The following is a 19,288-nucleotide window of genomic DNA, read 5'->3' as shown; positions in this document are numbered from 1 at the left end:
TCGTCCGCCTGATGGCGCGGCTAATCGGTTTTCGTTTTGTTTAAGAATGGATAATTCGAAGTCTATGTGAATGTCCAGGTGAATGTGATTTCTGAGATATGTACAAGCCATTTAGATAATCAACTAAGGTGACAGTAGGATCGCCTTGCTGAAGCATTTGCTCAAGCTGATATTTGACTTCCCAGGCTTTGCCTACAAGTCGAATTTGCTTATCACTCACATAGCTCTTCATAGTGGAGACCCTCTCTCATGAAAATATTTGATATAATGAACGATATGCTGGAAGTGGACAAGTTAGACCAACTTAACGAGGATGAGGTGCCCAGATGACAGTACATAAGAAATTTGAAGAAGTGACGACGAGCAGTGAGATGATTTTTAAGGGTAAAATTATTTCCCTGCAGGTGGATCAAGTGACCTTGCCGAATGGCGGAACAGCCTCCCGCGAGATCGTTAAGCATCCAGGTGCAGTAGCGGTAATACCACTTATTGATGACAAAATGATCGTCGTAGAGCAGTACCGTAAGCCGCTAGAGAAGAGTCAGGTAGAAATTCCTGCGGGTAAGTTAGACAGCGGTGAGGAGCCGTTAAACGCGGCTTTACGGGAACTTGAAGAAGAGACGGGATATCGGTCGGATAACGTTCGATTGGTAAGCTCTTTTTATACTTCGCCAGGCTTTGCAGATGAGATTATCCACCTTTATATTGCGGAGGATTTGGTGAAGGGTACAGCGAACCCCGATGAGGATGAATTCCTAGACTGTGAAGCCATTACGCTTACGCAAGCGCAGCAATATATGCGTGAAGGACGGATCAGTGATGCCAAGACGATCATGGCTGTTTATGCGTGGCAGCTATACAAGTTAACTGGGCAGATCTAGATGCTAAAGGATTATTATGTAGATCTCCATATTCACATTGGCCGTACGGAGAAGGGGCAAGCGGTTAAAATCAGCGCAGCTAATAATCTCACATTTTTCAACATTGCTCATGAGGCTGCAAACCGTAAAGGGATGGAGATGATCTCCATCATCGATACGCATTCTCCCTCTGTTCAAGAGGAGATTATGATGTATTTGGATAAGGGAGACATGGTGGAGCTCGAGGGAGGCGGAATTCGCTACCGAGACACATCTATCATCCTAGGCAGTGAAATCGAAGTGAAAGACCCTGGCATGGGTCCTGCTCATGTACTCGCATATATGCCGTCGCTGCAAGTTATGCAGGAATTTACGATTTGGATGAGCAAGCATATGAAAAATGTGGAGTTAAGCTCTCAGCGCATCTATGTGCCTGCACGTTCGCTTCAGGAGGAGGTGCTGGGCAGAGGAGGCATTCTTATCCCTGCGCACATCTTTACACCGCACAAAAGCGTTTACGGCAGTGCTGCGAGCTGTATGAACGATTTGCTGGATGTGGAGACCATCCCAGCAGTTGAACTTGGTTTAAGTGCCGATTCAGACATGGCCGGATATATATCGGAGCTGGATGATTTCACATACGTGACGAATTCAGATGCGCATTCCTTAGCGAAAATTGGCCGTGAATACAACCAAATGCGGCTTGCTGCTCCGAACTTCGAGGAGCTGGTCAAAGCGCTTCAGCGCCGTGAAGGACGGGGTGTTTCAGCCAACTATGGTTTGAATTCGCGATTAGGCAAGTATCATCGTACTTATTGCAGCGTGTGTGAGGCGGTACTAGACGATGGAGATACAGCTGTAGAGCGCTGCGTGAATTGCGGCAGTCCCAAAATTGTACGTGGTGTGATGGATCGCATCATGGCAATCGCAGATCGCGAGACGTCCTATCAACCGACGCATCGACCGCCGTACCATTTTCAAGTCCCCCTAGAATATATTCCTGGGTTAGGACCAAAGAAGCTGGAGCTTCTCCTGCGTCAGTTCGGAACAGAAATGCATGTTTTACATCGTGCGACTCCGGAAGAGCTGAGGACAATCGTAGGCGAAGAAATTGCTATGTATATTGTGAAAGCTCGTGAAGGGACTTTAACACTTGAAGTTGGAGGCGGAGGAAAGTATGGCAAAGTGAAAAATCAATCATAGTTTCTTCCTTTCGCACATAAGCTTGTCTTTGTAGAGGTTGTACAAAGAAGGGAGTGGCGAGTGTGAATAGGAACTTAACGATGAAACAATATATGAAGGATAATTTGCCGTTATTTATATTCGTCGCTGTGCTCTTTGTTATTGGTGTTGTTTTCGGTGCTGTTATGGTAAATGCTCTTTCCTTGGAACAGAGGACCGAAATGACTCGCCATTTAGGCAGTTTCTTTCATGAAATTAACAATGGTGTTGAGATTGATAGTCAACAATCGTTCTCGCAAGCATTTGGCATGCATATGAAGTGGATTCTATTGATCTGGCTATTTGGCTTGTCGATTATTGGTTTGCCTTTGATCTTAGTATTGGATTTTCTTAAAGGGGTGCTGATCGGCTTCACGGTCGGATACCTTGTGGGTCAAATGTCGTGGAAAGGAATGCTCTTTGCGCTTGTGGCTGTTGTTCCGCAGAATTTAATTGTGATTCCAGCGATATTATTTTGCAGCGTGGCCGCGATGTCATTCTCTATCTATATGATCAAGTATAGAATTATGAGTCGTAGTGGGAACATTTACCAGCCTTTCATGAGATATACAACCATCACGCTAGCGATGGGGGGCTTCCTATTAGCGGCCGCGTTATTAGAAGGTTACTTCTCTCAATACATGATGAAATGGGTAACCCCAATGCTGGTGGGGGTTTATGGGTAATGAAATGAATTGTGATTCTGTTTGACTTTGTAAGTTCGCTCCCCCTATAATGAAAAGAGTGGCTAAAAATGGGCTAGGATGCCCACCTTTCTGAGGGGGAGGCATATGGAAGCAAGGATCGAGAAAATTAAACAACAACTGCAATCCCAAGGGTACAAGCTTACGCCTCAACGGGAAGCGACAGTTCGCGTCCTGTTGGAGAATGAACAAGATCATCTCAGTGCTGAAGATGTGTTTATGCTTGTGAAGGATAAAGCTCCAGAAATCGGTCTAGCAACTGTATACCGTACTTTAGAGCTTCTGAGTGAGCTGCATGTTTTGGAAAAAATGAATTTTGGCGACGGTGTTGCCCGATATGATTTACGTGACGACAACTCACGTCATCATCACCATCATTTAATTTGCGTGCAATGCGGAGCCGTAGATGAAATTATGGAAGATTGGCTCGGACCTTTCGAAGAACGGTTAGAGGCTGAATTTCATTTCCAAGTACTAGATCATCGACTTGATTTTCAAGGCATATGCTATCGCTGTACCGAACGAGGGAAACCGGACTCATTGGAGAAATCCCACTAACAGCTTCTGTAAAGGCGCTGTATTAATTATGAAAATGCCTGTATGCAAGCAAGGTGCATACAGGCATTTTTGTGTTTTTCACATATGCTAACTAGTAGAAAGGTGTTTGCAACCCGTCACATAATTGGCAAGGGAGTCTGGGTACATTATAGACGAATGAACCAAAGGAAGAAGGTGGCGATTGTGTCGAAACCAAGTCTAGTCGTTGGTGTTCCTAAAGAAATCAAGAACAATGAAAATCGCGTCGCGTTAACCCCAGGTGGTGCAGGGATGCTGCAAATGTCTGGTCATCGTGTGTTAGTGGAAGCTGGAGCGGGCATTGGTAGTGGCTTTTCAGACGAGGATTATAAACAAGAAGGTGCCACCATTATTGCACGTGCTGAGGATGTATGGGCACAAAGCGATATGATCATGAAGGTGAAAGAGCCTTTGCCTGCCGAGTATGGGTATTTCAAAGAAGATCAGATTCTGTTTACGTATTTGCACTTAGCTGCGGCCGGTGATTTGGCGGCACAGTTATTAGAGAAGAGAGTAACAGGGATTGCCTATGAGACGATCCAATTGCCGAATGGCTCACTACCCTTGTTGACACCAATGAGCGAAGTAGCTGGCCGGATGTCTGTGCAGATTGGAGCGCATTATCTAGAGAAATTTTATGGCGGCCGCGGTATACTTCTTGGCGGTGTTCCAGGCGTTCCACCGGCAGATGTCATCATTCTAGGCGGCGGTATTGTAGGCACGAACGCAGCCAAAATGGCGCTTGGTCTTGGCGCGAACGTCGTGATCATCGAGCGCAGTGCAGACCGTATGCGAGCCTTGGATGACATTTTCGGAGGACATCTCCGTACCTTAATGTCCAATCCGTATAATATCGCGAGCGCAGTCCAGAAGGCAGACCTGCTGATTGGCGCGGTACTTATACCTGGAGCTAGAGCACCGCGATTAGTAACGGCTGCCATGGTTCAGAGTATGAAACCGGGAGCGGTCATTGTGGATGTTGCCGTCGATCAAGGGGGATCCATTGAAACGATTGATCGTGTCACGACACATAGTGAACCTACGTATGAGAAATTCGGTGTACTTCATTATGCGGTGGCAAACATGCCAGGCGCTGTACCTCGAACCTCGACGCTGGCGTTGACGAATGTGACCTTGCCATATGCGTTGGAGCTGGCTAACAAAGGCTTCACACAAGCCTTAGAGGAGAACTATACTCTCCAGCTTGGCGTTAACACGTATAAAGGCAGCGTCACCCATCCAGCGGTTGCTGAAGCGCTTGGAATGTCGTATACCAAATTGATTGAGCTGTCATAATCGTGGGCCGAGCCTCATATTCTGTTCCTAAGACATGGAATAGACATGGAGGCAGGACTATGATTTTTTCTTATCGGAAATTAATTGTTCGCTTGCAGTATATTTTGGTTTTCGTGGCTTTGACGGTTATTTTATATCAGGTCTTGATGGCCGTTTCCAGTTGGATTCAACCTGTGAACAAGTATAAAGCACCTACGGGCAAATCGGTTAAAGTCTTTGGACAAGGCGAGCATGTCTCCTTTGACTCGAATTCGATGAGTGAGCGGCTGCGATTGTTTTACTGGTACGGTGAATAAAGCGAAAAATAAAGGGATATCTCCTATGATCGTGGAATGCTATACGTTGGAAGTTATAGCATGTAAACGAGGGAGAGACTGACATAATGACGAGTGAGCTACAATCCTTCATCCGATACCTGACGACTGAACGAGGACTTTCACGGAATACACTCGAATCCTACGAAAGGGATCTCCTTCAATTTGTTGCTTATATAGAGCTGCAAGGCATTACAAGCTGGCGCGATATAGGGAAAATGCATCTTGTAGGTTATCTTACTCAATTAAAAGCGCTCGGACGAGCTTCAGCTACCCTTTCACGAATTCGCGTTTCACTACGCTCCTTTTTTCAATACATGGTGAAAGAACGTATCCTTGATTCGGATCCTTCTGTTTTCATCGAGGTTCCTAAGCTAGAAAAACGGCTTCCCAAGGTACTCAGCATTCACGAGGTTGAAAAGCTTCTAGAGGCACCTCAAGCTGAGCAGGTAAATGGCGCACGGGATAAGGCCATGCTTGAATTGCTCTACGCAACAGGAATTCGTGTGTCAGAGCTTGTGTCTTTGAATATGACTGATGTGAACTTAGAGATGGGCTTTATACGCTGTATTGGGAAAGCTGAGAAGGAGAGAATGATACCTCTAAGCGGCATTGCGATTCGAATTTTGGAGTCTTATATAAAGAATTACCGTATAAAGCTGTTAAAAAGATCCGTAGATGAAGATGCGCTCTTCATTGGACATTTAGGCACTCGGATGACGAGGCAGGGCTTCTGGAAAATCATGAAGCGTTATGCCTTAGAGACAGAAATTACGAATGAGATAACTCCGCATACACTTAGACACTCCTTCGCAGCCCATTTAATTGAGAATGGCGCCGATTTACGTTCGGTTCAGGAAATGTTAGGGCATTCCGATATTTCCTCAACCCAACTATATGTTCAGGTCACGAAGCTTAAAATGAAGGATGTTTATAATCGAGCTCATCCCAGAGCTCATTTATGATGGTGGCAGCGGCAATTCCAATTGGAATCGCTGCTGTTTTGCATTCACGGGATGGAAGTGGGATAATGAAGGGTGGATATCACTAACATTAGGGATTGATTTGGAGGGACATCGGTGCGCTTTGAACGAATTAGTTTAATCGTATTGGATAGTGTAGGCATTGGAGAATTACCGGATGCTGAACAGTTTGGCGACCTTGGAGCACATACACTTGGTCATATAGCAGAGAAAGTAAGCGGCTTCGCGCTGCCCCATTTGCAGCAAATGGGATTAGGGAACATTGCGGACATCCAGGGGATTCCTCCTGTATCGTCACCAGAAGGCTATTATGGTAAAATGGCAGAGGTTTCTGTTGGTAAGGATACGATGACAGGCCACTGGGAGTTAATGGGTCTTCATATTTCAACTCCATTTAAAGTATTTCCGGACGGTTTCCCTGAAGCGTTGATCTCTCAATTTGAACAAGAGACAGGTCGCAAGGTCATTGGAAATAAACCGGCTTCCGGTACTGAGATTTTGGATGAACTTGGCGAAGAACAGATGAAGACTGGTGCTTGGATTGTCTATACGTCTGCAGATAGCGTGTTCCAATTAGCTGCACATGAAGACATCATACCGTTGGATGAACTATACCGGGCTTGCGAAATTGCCAGAAGATTAACCATGCAGGATGAATTTGCTGTAGGACGTGTTATCGCAAGACCTTATCTGGGTAAACCAGGTGCGTTCAAACGAACGCCGAATCGTCACGATTATGCGGTCAAGCCTCCCGCTCCCACGGTGATGAATCAGCTTAAGGATGCCGGATGGGATGTCATTGCCATTGGTAAGATCAATGATATCTTCGATGGAGAAGGGATTACGCAAGCAACCTCGACGAAAAGCAATTTGGATGGTATTCAGCAAACGATTGACGTACTTGGAACCTCGTTTAAGGGTCTTGCTTTTACCAATCTAGTCGATTTCGATTCCCTTTATGGACATCGTCGCGACCCCGAAGGTTACGGACGTGCCTTGGAGGAGTTTGATGCCTATGTGCCACAGCTGAAAGCGGGACTAGGTCCGAAGGATCTTCTTATATTGACAGCGGACCATGGGAATGACCCCGTTCATGCCGGGACGGATCATACCCGCGAGTATGTGCCAGTATTGCTGTATAGTCCAAGCTTCCAATCGCCGGTTTCCTTGGGAATACGGGGGACGTTTGCCGATTTGGGTGCTACAATAGCTGAGAATTTCGGCATAGAAACAACCAAGCATGGTGAGAGCTTCCTGCACCTTTTGAAATAATTATTTATATTTAGCTGAGGAGGCATGGTTACATGTCAGGTACAACAATGATTCAAGAGATTCAAGAAGCAGCAGCATTTATTAAAAAAGAAACAAATATTACACCGCAAATCGGTCTAATTCTCGGTTCAGGTCTGGGTGTTCTTGCGGATTTGATTGAGCAGCCCATCGTGATTGACTATTCCCGCATCCCGCATTTTCCAGTTTCAACCGTAGAAGGACATGCAGGAGAGCTGGTCGTAGGAGCTATTCAAGGTAAGCAAGTTCTCATTATGAAAGGGCGCTTTCATGCTTATGAAGGCTACGGTGCAGAAACGGTTTCTTTTCCAGTACGCGTAATGAAAGAGCTTGGCGTGGAGACATTGATTGTAACCAATGCAGCAGGCGGGATTAATGAAGCCTATCAAGTTGGCGATCTCATGGTCATCAGCGACCATTTGAATATGACGTTCCGCAATCCGTTGATTGGACCGAATGATTCAGCGCTAGGCGTTCGCTTCCCGGATATGTCGGAGGCTTACAGCAAGCGTCTTCGCAAATTAGCGCATGATGTCGCGGCTAAGCAAGATTTTAAACTGCAAGAAGGTGTATATGTGGGTCTACTCGGACCTAACTATGAAACGCCTGCTGAAATTCGTATGTTCCGCACACTGGGCGGAGATTCCGTCGGGATGTCAACCGTTCCTGAGGTAATCGTAGCTCGTCATGCGGGCATTGAAGTACTAGGTTTCTCATGCATATCCAACATGGCTTCAGGTATTCTGGATCAACCGTTATCGCATGCGGAAGTGATGGAAACGACAGAGAAGGTGAAGCCTAAGTTTTTGAAATTGGTCCTAGGGATTATCGAGGCGCTTTAAGCAGAAAAGGAGATCAACATGACACTGTCTTACATACAAAAAATTAATGAGGCTGCAAGCTTCATACAATCTCGCTTAAGCGGCGTTTCTCCGTCGATCGGGCTCGTCCTAGGGTCAGGTCTTGGTGATATGGCGAACCAGGTTGAGCAGCCTATAGCTATTGATTATAGTGAAGTACCGCATTTCCCCGTATCAACCGTAGCTGGTCATGAAGGGCGCTTTGTTGTAGGTACTTTGGAAGGTAAACAAGTTATCGTCATGCAGGGGCGTTTTCATTATTATGAAGGGTACGATATGCAAAAAGTTGTTTTCCCTGTCTATGTGATGAAGGCAATCGGCGTTCAGGCTGTTGTGATGACGAACGCGGCGGGAGGGATGAATCGTTCCTTCCAAGCGGGGGATTTGATGCTGATTAGTGATCATCTCAATATGACGGGGGATAACCCGCTGATAGGGCCGAACCATTCCGAACTCGGTGTTCGTTTTCCGGATATGTCAGAAGCGTACAATCGCGAGTATCGCACGCTTGCTCGTGAGTTAGCGTTAACGGTTGTTGGTGAGGATGGAGTCCCTCTTAAGCTGCAGGAAGGCGTCTATGCGGGAATTACAGGTCCTACGTACTGTACGCCTGCAGAGCTTACAATGCTTGCGCGTATTGGTGGAGATGCGATTGGTATGTCTACGGTGGGTGAAGTTATCGCAGCGCGTCATGCAGGGCTTAAGGTGCTCGGCATTTCATGTATTACGGATATGGCCATTGGCGAGGAACTTGAACCATTGACGCATGAACAGGTCGTGGCTGTTGCCAATCGTACGAAGCCTAAATTTATTGCATTAGTCAAAGCATTTGTTCGCGAAGTGCAATTGGGATAAATTGGATCAGAAATTCCTTGGATTATAAGGATTTTAAGCGTCTAAAGACCTATTAAATGCGAGGGACACATGGTAGAATATAGTTAATTAGAACTATATTCAAGGGTGATCTGCCTGAGAGTGATTACCTATTCCATACAAGGATGTGTTAGAGCATGTCAGTCCCTCAGCAAATTATGGTGGCCAATTGCCCGCGATGCGGGAAAGTGTTTCAGAGAAATTTACGCAATCAATGTACGGCATGCAGTACTAGTATCAATGATCAATTGAGAAATAGCCTTGATTTTCTGCGTAGAAATTATCGTTCCACCAATGAGCAGGTCTGCGATGCTACAAGTGTGTCCAATCTTCAATTACAAGTGTGGATGAAGGAAGGAAAGCTGCAGCTTTCCGATTATCCAAATCTGAATTATCAATGTGCGTCTTGCTCGGAACCAATTCGTCAACATAAGCTATGTGTTGCTTGTAGTACCCGGATAAGTCGCGATATCAGACAGTTGAAAGAGACTGGAGCGGTTCATGTCACGAAGCCCGAGCAGGTGGTAGTGAAGAAACAGGGATCCTCTCGTGGCTTTCAAATTGGTGATCGATGGAATCGTGTGTAATTTACACAGGAATGGGTAATAGTAAGATGGAGTTTAGTTCACAATTCTGTCACGAAATAGTCAAAGTTTTGCCACGTACTAGATATGGGATTATTCTCTGATGTTAGGTAGAATAGATGAAGTGAACACACGATGAGGGGGATATGCATGCAAAAGTGGATTTTCTTTGTACTATTTATACTTGCGGGCGCATTGGGGCTGGGAGTCCTCTTTCAAGATATTTCTGACCGCCAAGAGGCACAGGAAGCCGAGGCTGCCGCAGGAAAAATGCAACAGCTGAAAGTGACAGCTTCTAACTGGCAGTTTGATGCACCGGACTACACGATCAAAAAAGGTGAGCCTACGAAAGTATCGTTATCCTTAAAAGAAGGCGTCCATGCCATTGAAATCGTTGGGTTGGATATTAAACTCGACAAAGAAAACCCTTCGAAGGAAATTACCTTTGACAAACCGGGTACATATGAAATTGATTGTGTTCTTCCTTGCGGCGAAGGGCATGCTAAAATGAAATCCAAATTAATTGTTCAATAATCTTCATAGATGGCAGATTAGAGGGGGCTTATTAAGCTCCCTTTTTTCCATTTTCCCGGTTGTGAGGTAACATGTAAAATTAAAGGAGGTAATCTCATGAGAATGGTTGATTTAATTCATAAGAAACGAATTAGTGAAGCATTAACTGAACAAGAAATTACGTATATCATCAATGAATATACAGCGGGGCAAATACCGGATTATCAAATGTCTGCCTTCTTGATGGCCACCTTCCTGAACGGAATGACAGATGAAGAAACATCATTTCTTACGTTAGCGATGGCGGGCTCAGGTGAGATGATTGATTTATCCGCCATTGACGGCGTGAAAGTGGATAAACATTCTACAGGCGGCGTTGGGGATAAGGTTAGTCTCATAGTAGGACCTGTTGTTGCTTATCTTGGCATTCCTGTCGCCAAGATGTCGGGAAGAGGGTTGGGACATACAGGTGGTACAATAGATAAACTGGAGTCCATACCAGGTTTTCAAATCGAGTTATCGAATGAAGCCTTTATCGAAGCGGTGAACACGAATAAAATTGCGATTGTCGGTCAAAGCGGTAACTTAGCACCTGCAGACAAGAAAATCTATGCCTTGCGTGATGTAACGGCAACGGTGGATTCAATCCCACTGATTGCCAGTTCCATCATGAGTAAGAAAATTGCCTCAGGCGCTGAGGCCATTGTACTGGATGTGAAAATTGGTTCAGGTGCATTCATGAAAACGGTAGAAGATGCACGGGTTCTTGCTCGTACGATGGTCGATATCGGAACACGCTTGAATCGGAAAACGATCGCGATGATTACCGACATGGATCAGCCGCTTGGCCGCGAAATCGGAAATGCGAATGAAATTAGAGAATCGATCGATGTACTTCGTGGAACGGGAGACAGAGAACTAACAGAAGTTGCAATTTCCGTCGCGGCCTATATGTCCGTCCTAGGCAAGGTGTTTAACACCTTTGAGGAAGCGCAGGAGGCTGTTCGTGACATTATCTTGAACGGTAAGGCGTTGGACACCTTTAAACGATTTATCGCCAGTCAAGGCGGTGATTCGCGCATCGTTGATCAGCCTGAGCTTCTGCCAACGGCTGCTTATGATATCGAGGTAACAGCGAGAGAAGCTGGTTTCATCAATGAAATTCAAGCGGAAAACATCGGGATTGCGGCTATGCTGCTTGGCGCGGGACGGGCGAAGAAGGAAGACTTGATCGATTATGCGGTCGGGCTGACGTTAAACAAGAAAATCGGTGATGCGGTACAAGTGGGGGAATCCATTTGTACGATTCATGCGAATCGTTTGGATGTAGTTGAGGTAGAGGCCATGATTATTGATGCGTATAAGATCACTTCAACGCAGCCAGCTCCGAAGCAATTAATTTATGACGTAATCGTATAGAAAACGCGAGAGCACTTTCCCAAGGGAAGGTGCTTTTTGCATTTTGGCTTATTTTCACCCACATGGAATAATTTAGAGGGAATTCGTCAAGACTGATTAGCAGTCATTCATGCTGCAAAATGCCAAACTTTCACTTCATACATCACAGGAGGGGTACAATTGCTATGCGAAAAAAAGGGCTAATCAGTTTCATTTGTTTACAACTAAGTGTAATGCTGTTCCTGCCAGCGATTTATGCGGCGGAAACCAAGGTGCAGCCAGTGGATTTAACACCGAATGCACAGTCTGCTGTTCTGATGGATGCGGATACAGGTACGGTGATCGTGGAGAAAAATAAAGACGCCAAGCTGCCGCCAGCGAGTATTACTAAAATTATGACGATGCTGCTGATCATGGAAGCAATCGACAAGGGCGCCATCAAAATGGATGAAAAAGTCAGCGTTAGTGAATATGCAGCCTCAATGGGAGGTTCGCAAATTTTCTTAGAACCAGGCGAACAAATGACGGTCCAAGAAATGTTGAAGGGAATCGCAATGGCTTCTGGGAATGATGCCTCTGTGGCAATGGCCGAGAAGATTGCGGGCTCAGAGGAAAATTTTGTTGCCATGATGAATGAACGTGCAGGGCAATTAGGGATGAAAAATACCCATTTCTCTAACTGTAATGGACTGCCTGTAGCCAATCACTATACAACGGCGAATGATATCGCGATTATGTCGCGAGAGCTGCTGAAGCACGAGGGTATTACGAATTTTACTGGTGCCTACCAAGATTATTTGCGGAAAGACACACCTAAGCCATTCTGGCTAGTAAATACGAATAAGCTAGTACGTTTTTATAGCGGAGCCGATGGATTGAAAACAGGCTATACCAGCGAAGCCAAATTCTGTTTATCTGCAACAGCTAAACGGGATAATTTACGGGTCGTGGCGGTCGTACTGGGGGAACCAAATACCAAAACGCGGAATGCTGAAGTAACGAAGCTGTTTGATTATGCTTTTGCGCAATATACGAATTATTCATTGTTCAAAACAGGCGATAGCTTGGGTAATTTTACGATAAATAAAGGCCAAGTATCGACGGTACCGCTAGTTGCGAAGCAAAATTATAGTATTTTAATGAAAAAAGGGACAGATACAGCAAATATCCGACATGAATTGCAGCTCGATCCTAGTTTAAGAGCACCTGTAAGCTTAGGCCAGCCGATCGGTAAGATCATGGTCTATAACGGGGATAATGTCCTTGCGGAATACCCGCTAGAGTCTCCTCTTGCTGTGGATAAAGCATCTTGGTGGAAGCTGTTTAAACGGACAACGTCACAGTTATTTACCACGGATTAATGGTGGAAAACAGCGAATAAAGGATGGGGAAATCGTATTTTTTGCCTACTTTTAGCGGTTTTCTTCTAGTTTTGTCGGAGGGCAGGAATTACCAGCTCAGTTGTAGAAACTACTGTTCATGACCTGAAGGGAGTGAACATATTGGGCCTGCAAATTGAGTTTGAGCAAGGCAGAAAAGCGCTGATTGTTAGATTAAAGGGCGAGCTTGACCATCATGCAGCGGATAGTGTGAAGGCGAGGATGGAGGACGCGATTGCGAAGGAGCAGACGCATCACCTGATTCTTAGTTTAAAGGACCTCTCCTTCATGGATAGCTCTGGTCTTGGCGTCATTCTTGGTCGCTATAAGCAAATTACGAGCAAAGGCGGCAAAATGGTCGTCTGTGACGTGTCACCGGCCGTTTATCGTTTGTTCGAGCTTTCGGGTATGTTCAAGATCGTATCGATTCAGGATAACGAACGTAACGCAATGTCCAGTCTGGAGGTTGCTTTATGAGTGAACGTAACTTTATGACGTTGCAGTTTGCCAGTCGATCAGAGAATGAAGCCTTTGCCCGTGTAGCATTGGCTGCGTTCGTTTCGCAATTGGATCCCACTTTAGATGAATTGACGGATATCAAAACGGTTGTTTCAGAGGCCGTAACGAATTCGATTATACATGGTTATAACAATAAAACGGATGGTGTCATTACCATTTCAGCTGAAATTGATGATGATACCATTCGGTTAACGATTGAGGATAAGGGCGAAGGTATTGCTGATTTAGAGCAAGCCAAGGAGCCATTGTACACGTCCAAACCAGAGCTCGAGCGTTCGGGTATGGGGTTTACAATTATGGAAAATTTCATGGACGAAGTGGAAGTTGTGACAGCCGTCGGAATCGGAACGAAAATAAACATGTTGAAGCGAATTGAATCTAAAAAAGCTTTATACAATTAGGGGTAGGATCTATGGATGTTGATCTGAAGCATGCTTCTCATAGTTATTTAGACGATTCGGAAGTCAAACGGTTAATCGCCCTCAGCCAATCCGGAGATGGACTCGCTAGAGAAACACTTGTCAGCTGCAATATCCGCTTGGTGTGGTCCGTGGTTCAGCGCTTTTTGAACCGTGGTTACGAAGCCGAAGACTTGTTCCAGATCGGATGCATCGGACTTCTTAAGTCCGTTGATAAATTCGATCTCTCGTATGATGTGAAATTCTCGACCTATGCAGTACCGATGATTATCGGAGAAATCCAACGGTTCCTGCGGGATGATGGGACACTGAAGGTAAGCCGCTCTCTCAAGGAGCTAGCGAACAAAATTCGCAAGACGAAGGACGAGCTGTCGAAGCGATTGGGAAGGCTCCCGACGATCAAAGAGGTTGCCGAGGAACTTATGATTACGCCGGAGGAGGTTGTATTCGCCCAAGAAGCGAATAAACCACTCTCGTCCATTCATGAGACCGTTTTTGAAAATGATGGAGATCCGATCACGCTTATGGACCAAATTTCGGATGAGTCCGGAGAGAAATGGTTCGAGAAGCTGGCTTTGAATGAGGCTATAGGGACGCTCTCAGAGCGAGAACGACTCATTGTCTATCTGCGTTATTTCCGTGATCAGACGCAGTCGGAGGTCGCGAGCAGGCTTGGCATATCACAAGTTCAAGTATCGCGATTGGAAAAGAAAATACTGCAATCCATTAAAGATCAGATTGCACAATAATATTCAAAGATGAATAAACCGTGCTCCTATGGGGGGACGGTTTTTCAGCACATATACATAGAGCCGCTGATTTCCCAAAGCAACATGGGCGATGAGCGGCTTTAACCTTGTGCACAGAAGCCACTTCTATCGAACCGAATAGCGGTCGAAAGAATAAAATCTCACGCAGTATATCCCACATAAACCAACGAGGGAATATACGATACGACTTAACCCTGAAGATTCACGGTGTGAATCTCCCCCAAGCAAAGCAGAAACTAAATCCCATTCGAAAAGCCCAACTAGAAGCCAATTCAGCGCACCAATGATGACCAGTGTTAACGCGAATTTTGCCATGTTATCACCTTCTTTATATGGAATAAGTGATCCGTATTCACTAATTAACATGCCTTGCCATATCCGACTTTATGCATGGAGAATTTACCAAGCCGCGAATTGTTTATGCCAAGGAAAGATTTTGCATACTATTCCTATACATGGATGCTTGAAGGAAGTTTTGACATTGTTAAACTCTGAGAGGGGTGAACCATGATCCAGGTAGGTAGCAAATATTTGTACATTCGACTGCGCCGTAAAGCTCGTGTTCGTAAAGGGCATATCGTGAGACTGCACCATATTGCACAGCTATTTGTTGAACCTGAATATGAACAAGCCCTGAACGAATTGATTATTCATCAACCTCAGCAAGAGGATGGGAATCGCGTGCTCATCGATATGCTTTTGATCATTCGTAAGGTGAAGAAGCTGTTTCCTGAGCTGCAGGTTGAACATTTCGGAGAACCTCATGTGCTTCTAGAAATATACACCGATAACAAAAAAGCAAATCCAGTGCTTATCGGGGTCGTTTGGTTGCTTTTATTCATTGGGTCAGGGCTGGCAATTATGAATTTCCATGCAGACGTCTCCATGCTTACTGTCCATCAGCGAATTTATGAATTGATGACAGGTAAAAAGGTGGATCATCCGCTCATTTTGCAAATTCCCTATTCAATTGGCATCGGAGCAGGAATGGTGCTTTTCTTCAATCACTTGTTTAAAAAGAAGTTCAATGAAGAGCCGAGCCCATTGGAAGTTGAGATGTTTATGTATCAAGAAAATATTAATCATTATGTGATTACTGAAGAGTATTCGAAAATCCATGACGAGGGAGATACGAAGTGATTACGCTGCTTGGCGAGGCTTTCCTTGCCGCATTTATCGGCTTAGCGGGAGGGATTGCGGTTGGCAGCGGCATGGTTGCTTTTTTAGTTGTTCTGGATATCATTCCTAGATTAGCACAGATCACACGATCATTCTCCAAAATCCACGCATATGAAGCTGCAGTCGTACTTGGCTCACTTATGTTTACTTGGGTAGATTTCAGTGATCTGCATATGCATTTGTTTCCTATGGGAGCCGCGCTCTTTGGCTTGTTTGCTGGCTGTTTCGTAGGCTTGCTTGCCGCGGCACTGACTGAAATTGTCAATGTGCTGCCGATTTTGGCTAAACGGGTGGGGATGGATTCTTATCGGATCGGGTTATTAATGGCCATGATATTAGGTAAAGTAGTTGGCTCCTTGTTTGAATGGATATTTTATTAGCGGGTGGATGAAGGAGGCGCACCAGTGAAATTTATAGTTAGAAATGGTCAACACAGCGACGAGGAGAAATTGGAAGAATCACAAGACGATGAGAATCAAGCTGATCAAGAAGAAAAGCTAGCTGTCGATGAGGAAGGGAATTTATCGGCCTACAATCCCATTACGAATATGACACCGGAAGAGAAGGCTCTTAAGATCGAAGAAGATATTCCGAAAAGTCTTCGAGAAGTCCAGCGCATTTTAGAAGAAAGAGTCGGCTTGAATCGTAGCTTTGACCTTGTGTTGAGAGAGATGGTGTTCGGCTCTAAACGAGTGGGTATCTTTTATTGTAATGGTTTCGCAAAAGATACCGTGTTAACCGATATAATCACTCGGCTTACCTATGCAGATAAAGAGGATGTCACACATCATACCTTGGAAGCTTTCATTGAGAAACTAATCCCACATATTCAAGTGAAACATTATACGAAAATGTCTGAGATTGTTGGACAAGTATTGATGGGTGGGACAGCCTTCTTTATCGAGGGAGTCACAACGGCCATCTCAGTTGATGCGAAAAGCTTCCCTATTCGATCTATTGCGGAACCAGATTTAGAACGTGTTGTTAGAGGTTCGCGCGATGGTTTTGTAGAAACGCTGTTAATGAATGTTACCTTGGTTAGACGCCGCATTCGTGATGAGCGTTTTAAACTAGAAATCATGCAGATTGGAAAGCGAACGAAGACAGATGTCTGTATCGGATATATTAATGATATTGCCGATGCGACACTTGTCCAAGATATTAAAGACAAAATGAAACAAGTAGAGATTGATGGTCTGCCCTTAGGTGAGAAACAATTAGAGGAAATGATTGTAAATAAGGGCTGGAATCCGTATCCAATGGTTCGTTATTCAGAAAGGCCGGATGTTGTCTCTGCACATTTATTGGAAGGGCATGTTTGCGTATTCGTGGATACCTCACCAAGCGTCATGATCTTGCCTACGACGTTTTTCCATCATGTGCAGCATGCCGAGGAATATCGCAATACACCTTTTATTGGCACCTATTTAAGGTGGGTCCGCTTTGCTGGCATTATGATGTCGATCTTCCTGCTGCCACTCTGGTATCTGATGGTGATGGAGCCTTCATTAAAGCCAGCGGGTCTAGAATTCCTCGGCCCGCAAAAAGAAGGTACCTTACCGCTCCTTCTTCAATTCCTGATTGCAGATATAGGAATCGATCTGATGCGGATGGCAGCGGTACATACTCCTTCACCGCTTGCAACAGCGATGGGTTTAGTAGCCGCGATTCTGGTCGGAGACATTGCCGTTAAGACAGGACTCTTCATTAACGAAGTTATCCTCTACCTTGCGCTAGCGTCGATTGGGATGTTCGCTACACCAAGCTATGAATTAGGCTTGGCGAATCGCATCGTAAGGCTTGCGTTATTAATTACGGTGTCCATTTTTGGAGTTCCCGGCTTTGTGGTAGGCTCCACACTTTGGCTCATCCTGCTGGCTTCGAAGAAATCCTATGACGCACCTTACATGTGGCCGTTCATACCTTTCAATGCCAAGAGCTTTTTCTCGATTTTGCTTCGTCGTCCCGTGCTAGCTAGCAAAACAAGGCCCAGCATTACGAAGCCAATTGACGGTACACGACAACCTAAATCATAGAATAAAAATGGGCTGGAATTTTCCTGCCCTTTTTTGTTTGTTCTAGGCGCATGTATTGTCAAATATGCATGCACTATGGTACTTTTATTAGTATGTGTGCGACCTCTTTAGCGGAATTTGGCAAAGGGAAGGTTCAAGTGGAGAGGGGAATATATAGCTATGTATTTACATGGTACCAGTAGAATAAATGACCAAGGCCACCTCGAAATTGGCGGTGTCGATACAACACAGTTGGTTGCCGAATTCGGCACACCTCTCTATGTATTTGATGAGGCGCTTGTACGTCAGCGTTGTCGTGAGTTTGTTGAAGCTTTCGGGTCATCGGGACTGAAGTTTCAGGTAGCCTACGCTAGTAAAGCATTTTGCGTAATGGCAATGTGCCGAATTGTAGAAGAAGAAGGCATGTCTCTGGATGTTGTGTCCGATGGGGAGCTGTATACAGCGCTTCAAGCTGGATTCCCAGCAGAGCGTATCCATTTCCATGGCAACAACAAAACGATTTCTGAAATGGAAATGGCCATTGACGCTAAAATTGGCTGTTTCGTCGTAGATAACTTTATCGAGCTGCAGATGTTAAACGCGATTGCGGCTGAGAAACGCCAAAAGGTGAAAATTTTGCTGCGGATTACGCCAGGTGTTGAGGCGCATACGCATGAATATATTTCAACGGGCCAAACCGATTCCAAATTCGGCTTCGATTTGGGGAACGGCTCCGCATTCCGTGCGATTCAAGAGGCTTCGCAGCTTTCCAATCTCGATCTTTTAGGCATTCATTCGCATATCGGATCGCAGATTTTTGAGGTTGAAGGCTTCCGCATTGCAGCGGAGAAAATGGCGGAATTTGCCATCCAAGTACGGACAGAATTAGATGTCACGTTCAAGGTAATTAACCTTGGCGGCGGCTTCGGCATTCGTTACGTAAGTGAAGATACACCACTTCCAGTAGCTGTCTATGTAAAGGCGATTACGGATGCGATCAAAACGAACTTCGGCAGCAACGGTTACCCGCTTCCGGAAATTTGGGTTGAGCCAGGCCGCAGCATCGTAGGTGATGCAGGGACTACGCTGTACACTGTCGGCACAACGAAGGATATTCCAGGTGTGCGTAAGTATGTCGCGGTGGATGGCGGAATGACTGATAACCCGCGTCCGGCACTGTACGAAGCTGTTTACGAAGCAGGCCTCGCCAATCGTGCTGCTGAGCAGCCAGCTGAGATTGTTTCGATTGCCGGCAAATGCTGTGAGAGCGGCGATATGCTGATCTGGGATGTGAACCTGCCGAAGGTAGCCGCAGGTGATATTCTAGCCGTGTCGAGTACAGGAGCTTACAATTATTCGATGGCTAGCAACTATAACCGTATTCGCAGACCAGGTGTAGTTTTCGTCAAAGATGGGCAAAGCGACCTCGTCGTGAAACGTGAATCCTTTGATCAAATCGTAGGCAATGACGTCATTCCGGCGAGAATGAAACAAGTAAGCAAGACGATATAACGGCTATATGAATTCAGCAGGCG

The 19,288-nt window shown here is 45.4% G+C and carries 23 protein-coding genes; 21 read left to right on the top strand and 2 right to left on the bottom strand.

Features of this window, described 5'->3' with window-relative positions:
• Positions 1-40: 40 nt before the first annotated feature.
• Positions 41-232, bottom strand: a complete 192-nt coding sequence (gene mciZ, locus AC58QC_RS13930) for a Z-ring formation inhibitor MciZ (RefSeq protein ID WP_497415732.1) — start codon at positions 230-232, stop codon at positions 41-43.
• A 94-nt stretch (positions 233-326) separates the two neighbouring features.
• Here mciZ and AC58QC_RS13925 point away from each other — a divergent pair, with 94 nt between their 5' ends.
• The 17 genes from AC58QC_RS13925 (at position 327) to sigF (ending at position 14,538) form a co-directional block, all read left to right on the top strand.
• The gene (locus AC58QC_RS13925; RefSeq protein ID WP_497415731.1) at positions 327-881 is read left to right on the top strand and encodes an NUDIX hydrolase; all 555 of its coding nucleotides are present in this window, start codon (positions 327-329) and stop codon (positions 879-881) included.
• Positions 882-2,063, top strand: coding sequence for an endonuclease Q family protein (locus AC58QC_RS13920; protein WP_497415730.1), 1,182 nt, complete (start codon positions 882-884; stop codon positions 2,061-2,063).
• A 62-nt stretch (positions 2,064-2,125) separates the two neighbouring features.
• Positions 2,126-2,767, top strand: a complete 642-nt coding sequence (spoIIM, locus tag AC58QC_RS13915; protein ID WP_497415729.1) for a stage II sporulation protein M — start codon at positions 2,126-2,128, stop codon at positions 2,765-2,767.
• Positions 2,768-2,872: 105 nt separating this feature from the next.
• Positions 2,873-3,343 (top strand): ferric iron uptake transcriptional regulator, encoded by a 471-nt coding sequence (gene fur, locus AC58QC_RS13910; RefSeq protein ID WP_497415728.1) that lies wholly within the window; start codon positions 2,873-2,875, stop codon positions 3,341-3,343.
• Positions 3,344-3,526: 183 nt separating this feature from the next.
• Entirely contained in the window at positions 3,527-4,657 is a 1,131-nt protein-coding gene (ald, locus tag AC58QC_RS13905; protein ID WP_497415727.1) for an alanine dehydrogenase, read from the top strand.
• Positions 4,658-4,716: 59 nt separating this feature from the next.
• A complete protein-coding gene (locus AC58QC_RS13900) occupies positions 4,717-4,953 on the top strand; it encodes a DUF4227 family protein (RefSeq protein WP_497415726.1) in 237 nt (78 codons plus the stop codon).
• Between the two features lie 86 nt (positions 4,954-5,039).
• Positions 5,040-5,936, top strand: coding sequence for a site-specific tyrosine recombinase XerD (gene xerD / locus AC58QC_RS13895; protein WP_497415725.1), 897 nt, complete (start codon positions 5,040-5,042; stop codon positions 5,934-5,936).
• A gap of 114 nt (positions 5,937-6,050) precedes the next feature.
• Complete coding sequence (deoB, locus tag AC58QC_RS13890) at positions 6,051-7,226, top strand: phosphopentomutase (RefSeq protein WP_497415724.1); 1,176 nt, start codon at positions 6,051-6,053, stop codon at positions 7,224-7,226.
• A 32-nt stretch (positions 7,227-7,258) separates the two neighbouring features.
• Positions 7,259-8,086 carry a purine-nucleoside phosphorylase gene (locus AC58QC_RS13885; protein WP_497415723.1) on the top strand — a complete coding sequence of 276 codons (828 nt, stop codon included), beginning with the start codon at positions 7,259-7,261 and terminating at the stop codon, positions 8,084-8,086.
• Between the two features lie 18 nt (positions 8,087-8,104).
• Positions 8,105-8,959, top strand: coding sequence for a purine-nucleoside phosphorylase (locus tag AC58QC_RS13880; protein WP_497415722.1), 855 nt, complete (start codon positions 8,105-8,107; stop codon positions 8,957-8,959).
• Between the two features lie 155 nt (positions 8,960-9,114).
• Entirely contained in the window at positions 9,115-9,564 is a 450-nt protein-coding gene (locus AC58QC_RS13875) for a flagellar protein (RefSeq protein WP_497415721.1), read from the top strand.
• A 147-nt stretch (positions 9,565-9,711) separates the two neighbouring features.
• Entirely contained in the window at positions 9,712-10,095 is a 384-nt protein-coding gene (locus AC58QC_RS13870; protein ID WP_497415720.1) for a cupredoxin domain-containing protein, read from the top strand.
• A gap of 96 nt (positions 10,096-10,191) precedes the next feature.
• On the top strand, positions 10,192-11,493 hold the full coding sequence (locus tag AC58QC_RS13865) for a pyrimidine-nucleoside phosphorylase (RefSeq protein ID WP_497415719.1): 1,302 nt from the start codon (positions 10,192-10,194) through the stop codon (positions 11,491-11,493).
• A 164-nt stretch (positions 11,494-11,657) separates the two neighbouring features.
• Positions 11,658-12,833, top strand: a complete 1,176-nt coding sequence (locus tag AC58QC_RS13860) for a D-alanyl-D-alanine carboxypeptidase family protein (protein WP_497415718.1) — start codon at positions 11,658-11,660, stop codon at positions 12,831-12,833.
• A 141-nt stretch (positions 12,834-12,974) separates the two neighbouring features.
• Complete coding sequence (gene spoIIAA, locus AC58QC_RS13855; RefSeq protein ID WP_497415717.1) at positions 12,975-13,328, top strand: anti-sigma F factor antagonist; 354 nt, start codon at positions 12,975-12,977, stop codon at positions 13,326-13,328.
• Positions 13,325-13,771: an anti-sigma F factor gene (gene spoIIAB / locus AC58QC_RS13850; RefSeq protein WP_497415716.1), complete on the top strand. Its 447-nt coding sequence runs from the start codon at positions 13,325-13,327 to the stop codon at positions 13,769-13,771. The genes spoIIAA and spoIIAB overlap by 4 nt, the downstream gene beginning before the upstream one ends.
• An 11-nt stretch (positions 13,772-13,782) precedes the next feature.
• A complete protein-coding gene (gene sigF, locus AC58QC_RS13845) occupies positions 13,783-14,538 on the top strand; it encodes an RNA polymerase sporulation sigma factor SigF (protein WP_028554229.1) in 756 nt (251 codons plus the stop codon).
• Positions 14,539-14,664: 126 nt separating this feature from the next.
• Here sigF and AC58QC_RS13840 read toward each other — a convergent pair whose 3' ends face one another.
• A complete protein-coding gene (locus AC58QC_RS13840) occupies positions 14,665-14,874 on the bottom strand; it encodes a DUF378 domain-containing protein (RefSeq protein ID WP_477594972.1) in 210 nt (69 codons plus the stop codon).
• Between the two features lie 192 nt (positions 14,875-15,066).
• Here AC58QC_RS13840 and AC58QC_RS13835 point away from each other — a divergent pair, with 192 nt between their 5' ends.
• The 4 genes from AC58QC_RS13835 to lysA all read left to right on the top strand — a co-directional run bounded on the left by AC58QC_RS13835 (position 15,067) and on the right by lysA (position 19,265).
• Positions 15,067-15,699 carry a stage V sporulation protein AA gene (locus tag AC58QC_RS13835; RefSeq protein WP_497415715.1) on the top strand — a complete coding sequence of 211 codons (633 nt, stop codon included), beginning with the start codon at positions 15,067-15,069 and terminating at the stop codon, positions 15,697-15,699.
• Positions 15,699-16,118 (top strand): stage V sporulation protein AB, encoded by a 420-nt coding sequence (locus AC58QC_RS13830; RefSeq protein WP_497415866.1) that lies wholly within the window; start codon positions 15,699-15,701, stop codon positions 16,116-16,118. Before AC58QC_RS13835 ends, AC58QC_RS13830 begins: the two co-directional genes overlap by 1 nt.
• 24 nt (positions 16,119-16,142) lie before the next feature.
• Positions 16,143-17,774 (top strand): spore germination protein, encoded by a 1,632-nt coding sequence (locus AC58QC_RS13825; RefSeq protein ID WP_497415714.1) that lies wholly within the window; start codon positions 16,143-16,145, stop codon positions 17,772-17,774.
• 159 nt (positions 17,775-17,933) lie between these two features.
• Entirely contained in the window at positions 17,934-19,265 is a 1,332-nt protein-coding gene (gene lysA, locus AC58QC_RS13820) for a diaminopimelate decarboxylase (protein WP_497415713.1), read from the top strand.
• Positions 19,266-19,288: the final 23 nt, after the last annotated feature.

The organism is Paenibacillus sp. J22P51 (genome assembly GCF_059692215.1).
This window is presented reverse-complemented; position numbering and strand designations above follow the sequence as displayed.

Coding starts and splice junctions, on each gene's coding strand:
- spoIIAB (WP_497415716.1), top strand. CDS start 13,325: ATGAGTGAACGTAACTTTATGACGTTGCAGTTTGCCAGTCGATCAGAG.
- AC58QC_RS13870 (WP_497415720.1), top strand. CDS start 9,712: ATGCAAAAGTGGATTTTCTTTGTACTATTTATACTTGCGGGCGCATTG.
- AC58QC_RS13880 (WP_497415722.1), top strand. CDS start 8,105: ATGACACTGTCTTACATACAAAAAATTAATGAGGCTGCAAGCTTCATA.
- AC58QC_RS13835 (WP_497415715.1), top strand. CDS start 15,067: ATGATCCAGGTAGGTAGCAAATATTTGTACATTCGACTGCGCCGTAAA.
- AC58QC_RS13875 (WP_497415721.1), top strand. CDS start 9,115: ATGTCAGTCCCTCAGCAAATTATGGTGGCCAATTGCCCGCGATGCGGG.
- AC58QC_RS13860 (WP_497415718.1), top strand. CDS start 11,658: ATGCGAAAAAAAGGGCTAATCAGTTTCATTTGTTTACAACTAAGTGTA.
- AC58QC_RS13925 (WP_497415731.1), top strand. CDS start 327: ATGACAGTACATAAGAAATTTGAAGAAGTGACGACGAGCAGTGAGATG.
- lysA (WP_497415713.1), top strand. CDS start 17,934: ATGTATTTACATGGTACCAGTAGAATAAATGACCAAGGCCACCTCGAA.
- AC58QC_RS13840 (WP_477594972.1), bottom strand. CDS start 14,874: ATGGCAAAATTCGCGTTAACACTGGTCATCATTGGTGCGCTGAATTGG.
- mciZ (WP_497415732.1), bottom strand. CDS start 232: ATGAAGAGCTATGTGAGTGATAAGCAAATTCGACTTGTAGGCAAAGCC.
- AC58QC_RS13865 (WP_497415719.1), top strand. CDS start 10,192: ATGAGAATGGTTGATTTAATTCATAAGAAACGAATTAGTGAAGCATTA.
- fur (WP_497415728.1), top strand. CDS start 2,873: ATGGAAGCAAGGATCGAGAAAATTAAACAACAACTGCAATCCCAAGGG.
- AC58QC_RS13885 (WP_497415723.1), top strand. CDS start 7,259: ATGTCAGGTACAACAATGATTCAAGAGATTCAAGAAGCAGCAGCATTT.
- xerD (WP_497415725.1), top strand. CDS start 5,040: ATGACGAGTGAGCTACAATCCTTCATCCGATACCTGACGACTGAACGA.
- AC58QC_RS13920 (WP_497415730.1), top strand. CDS start 882: ATGCTAAAGGATTATTATGTAGATCTCCATATTCACATTGGCCGTACG.
- AC58QC_RS13900 (WP_497415726.1), top strand. CDS start 4,717: ATGATTTTTTCTTATCGGAAATTAATTGTTCGCTTGCAGTATATTTTG.
- sigF (WP_028554229.1), top strand. CDS start 13,783: ATGGATGTTGATCTGAAGCATGCTTCTCATAGTTATTTAGACGATTCG.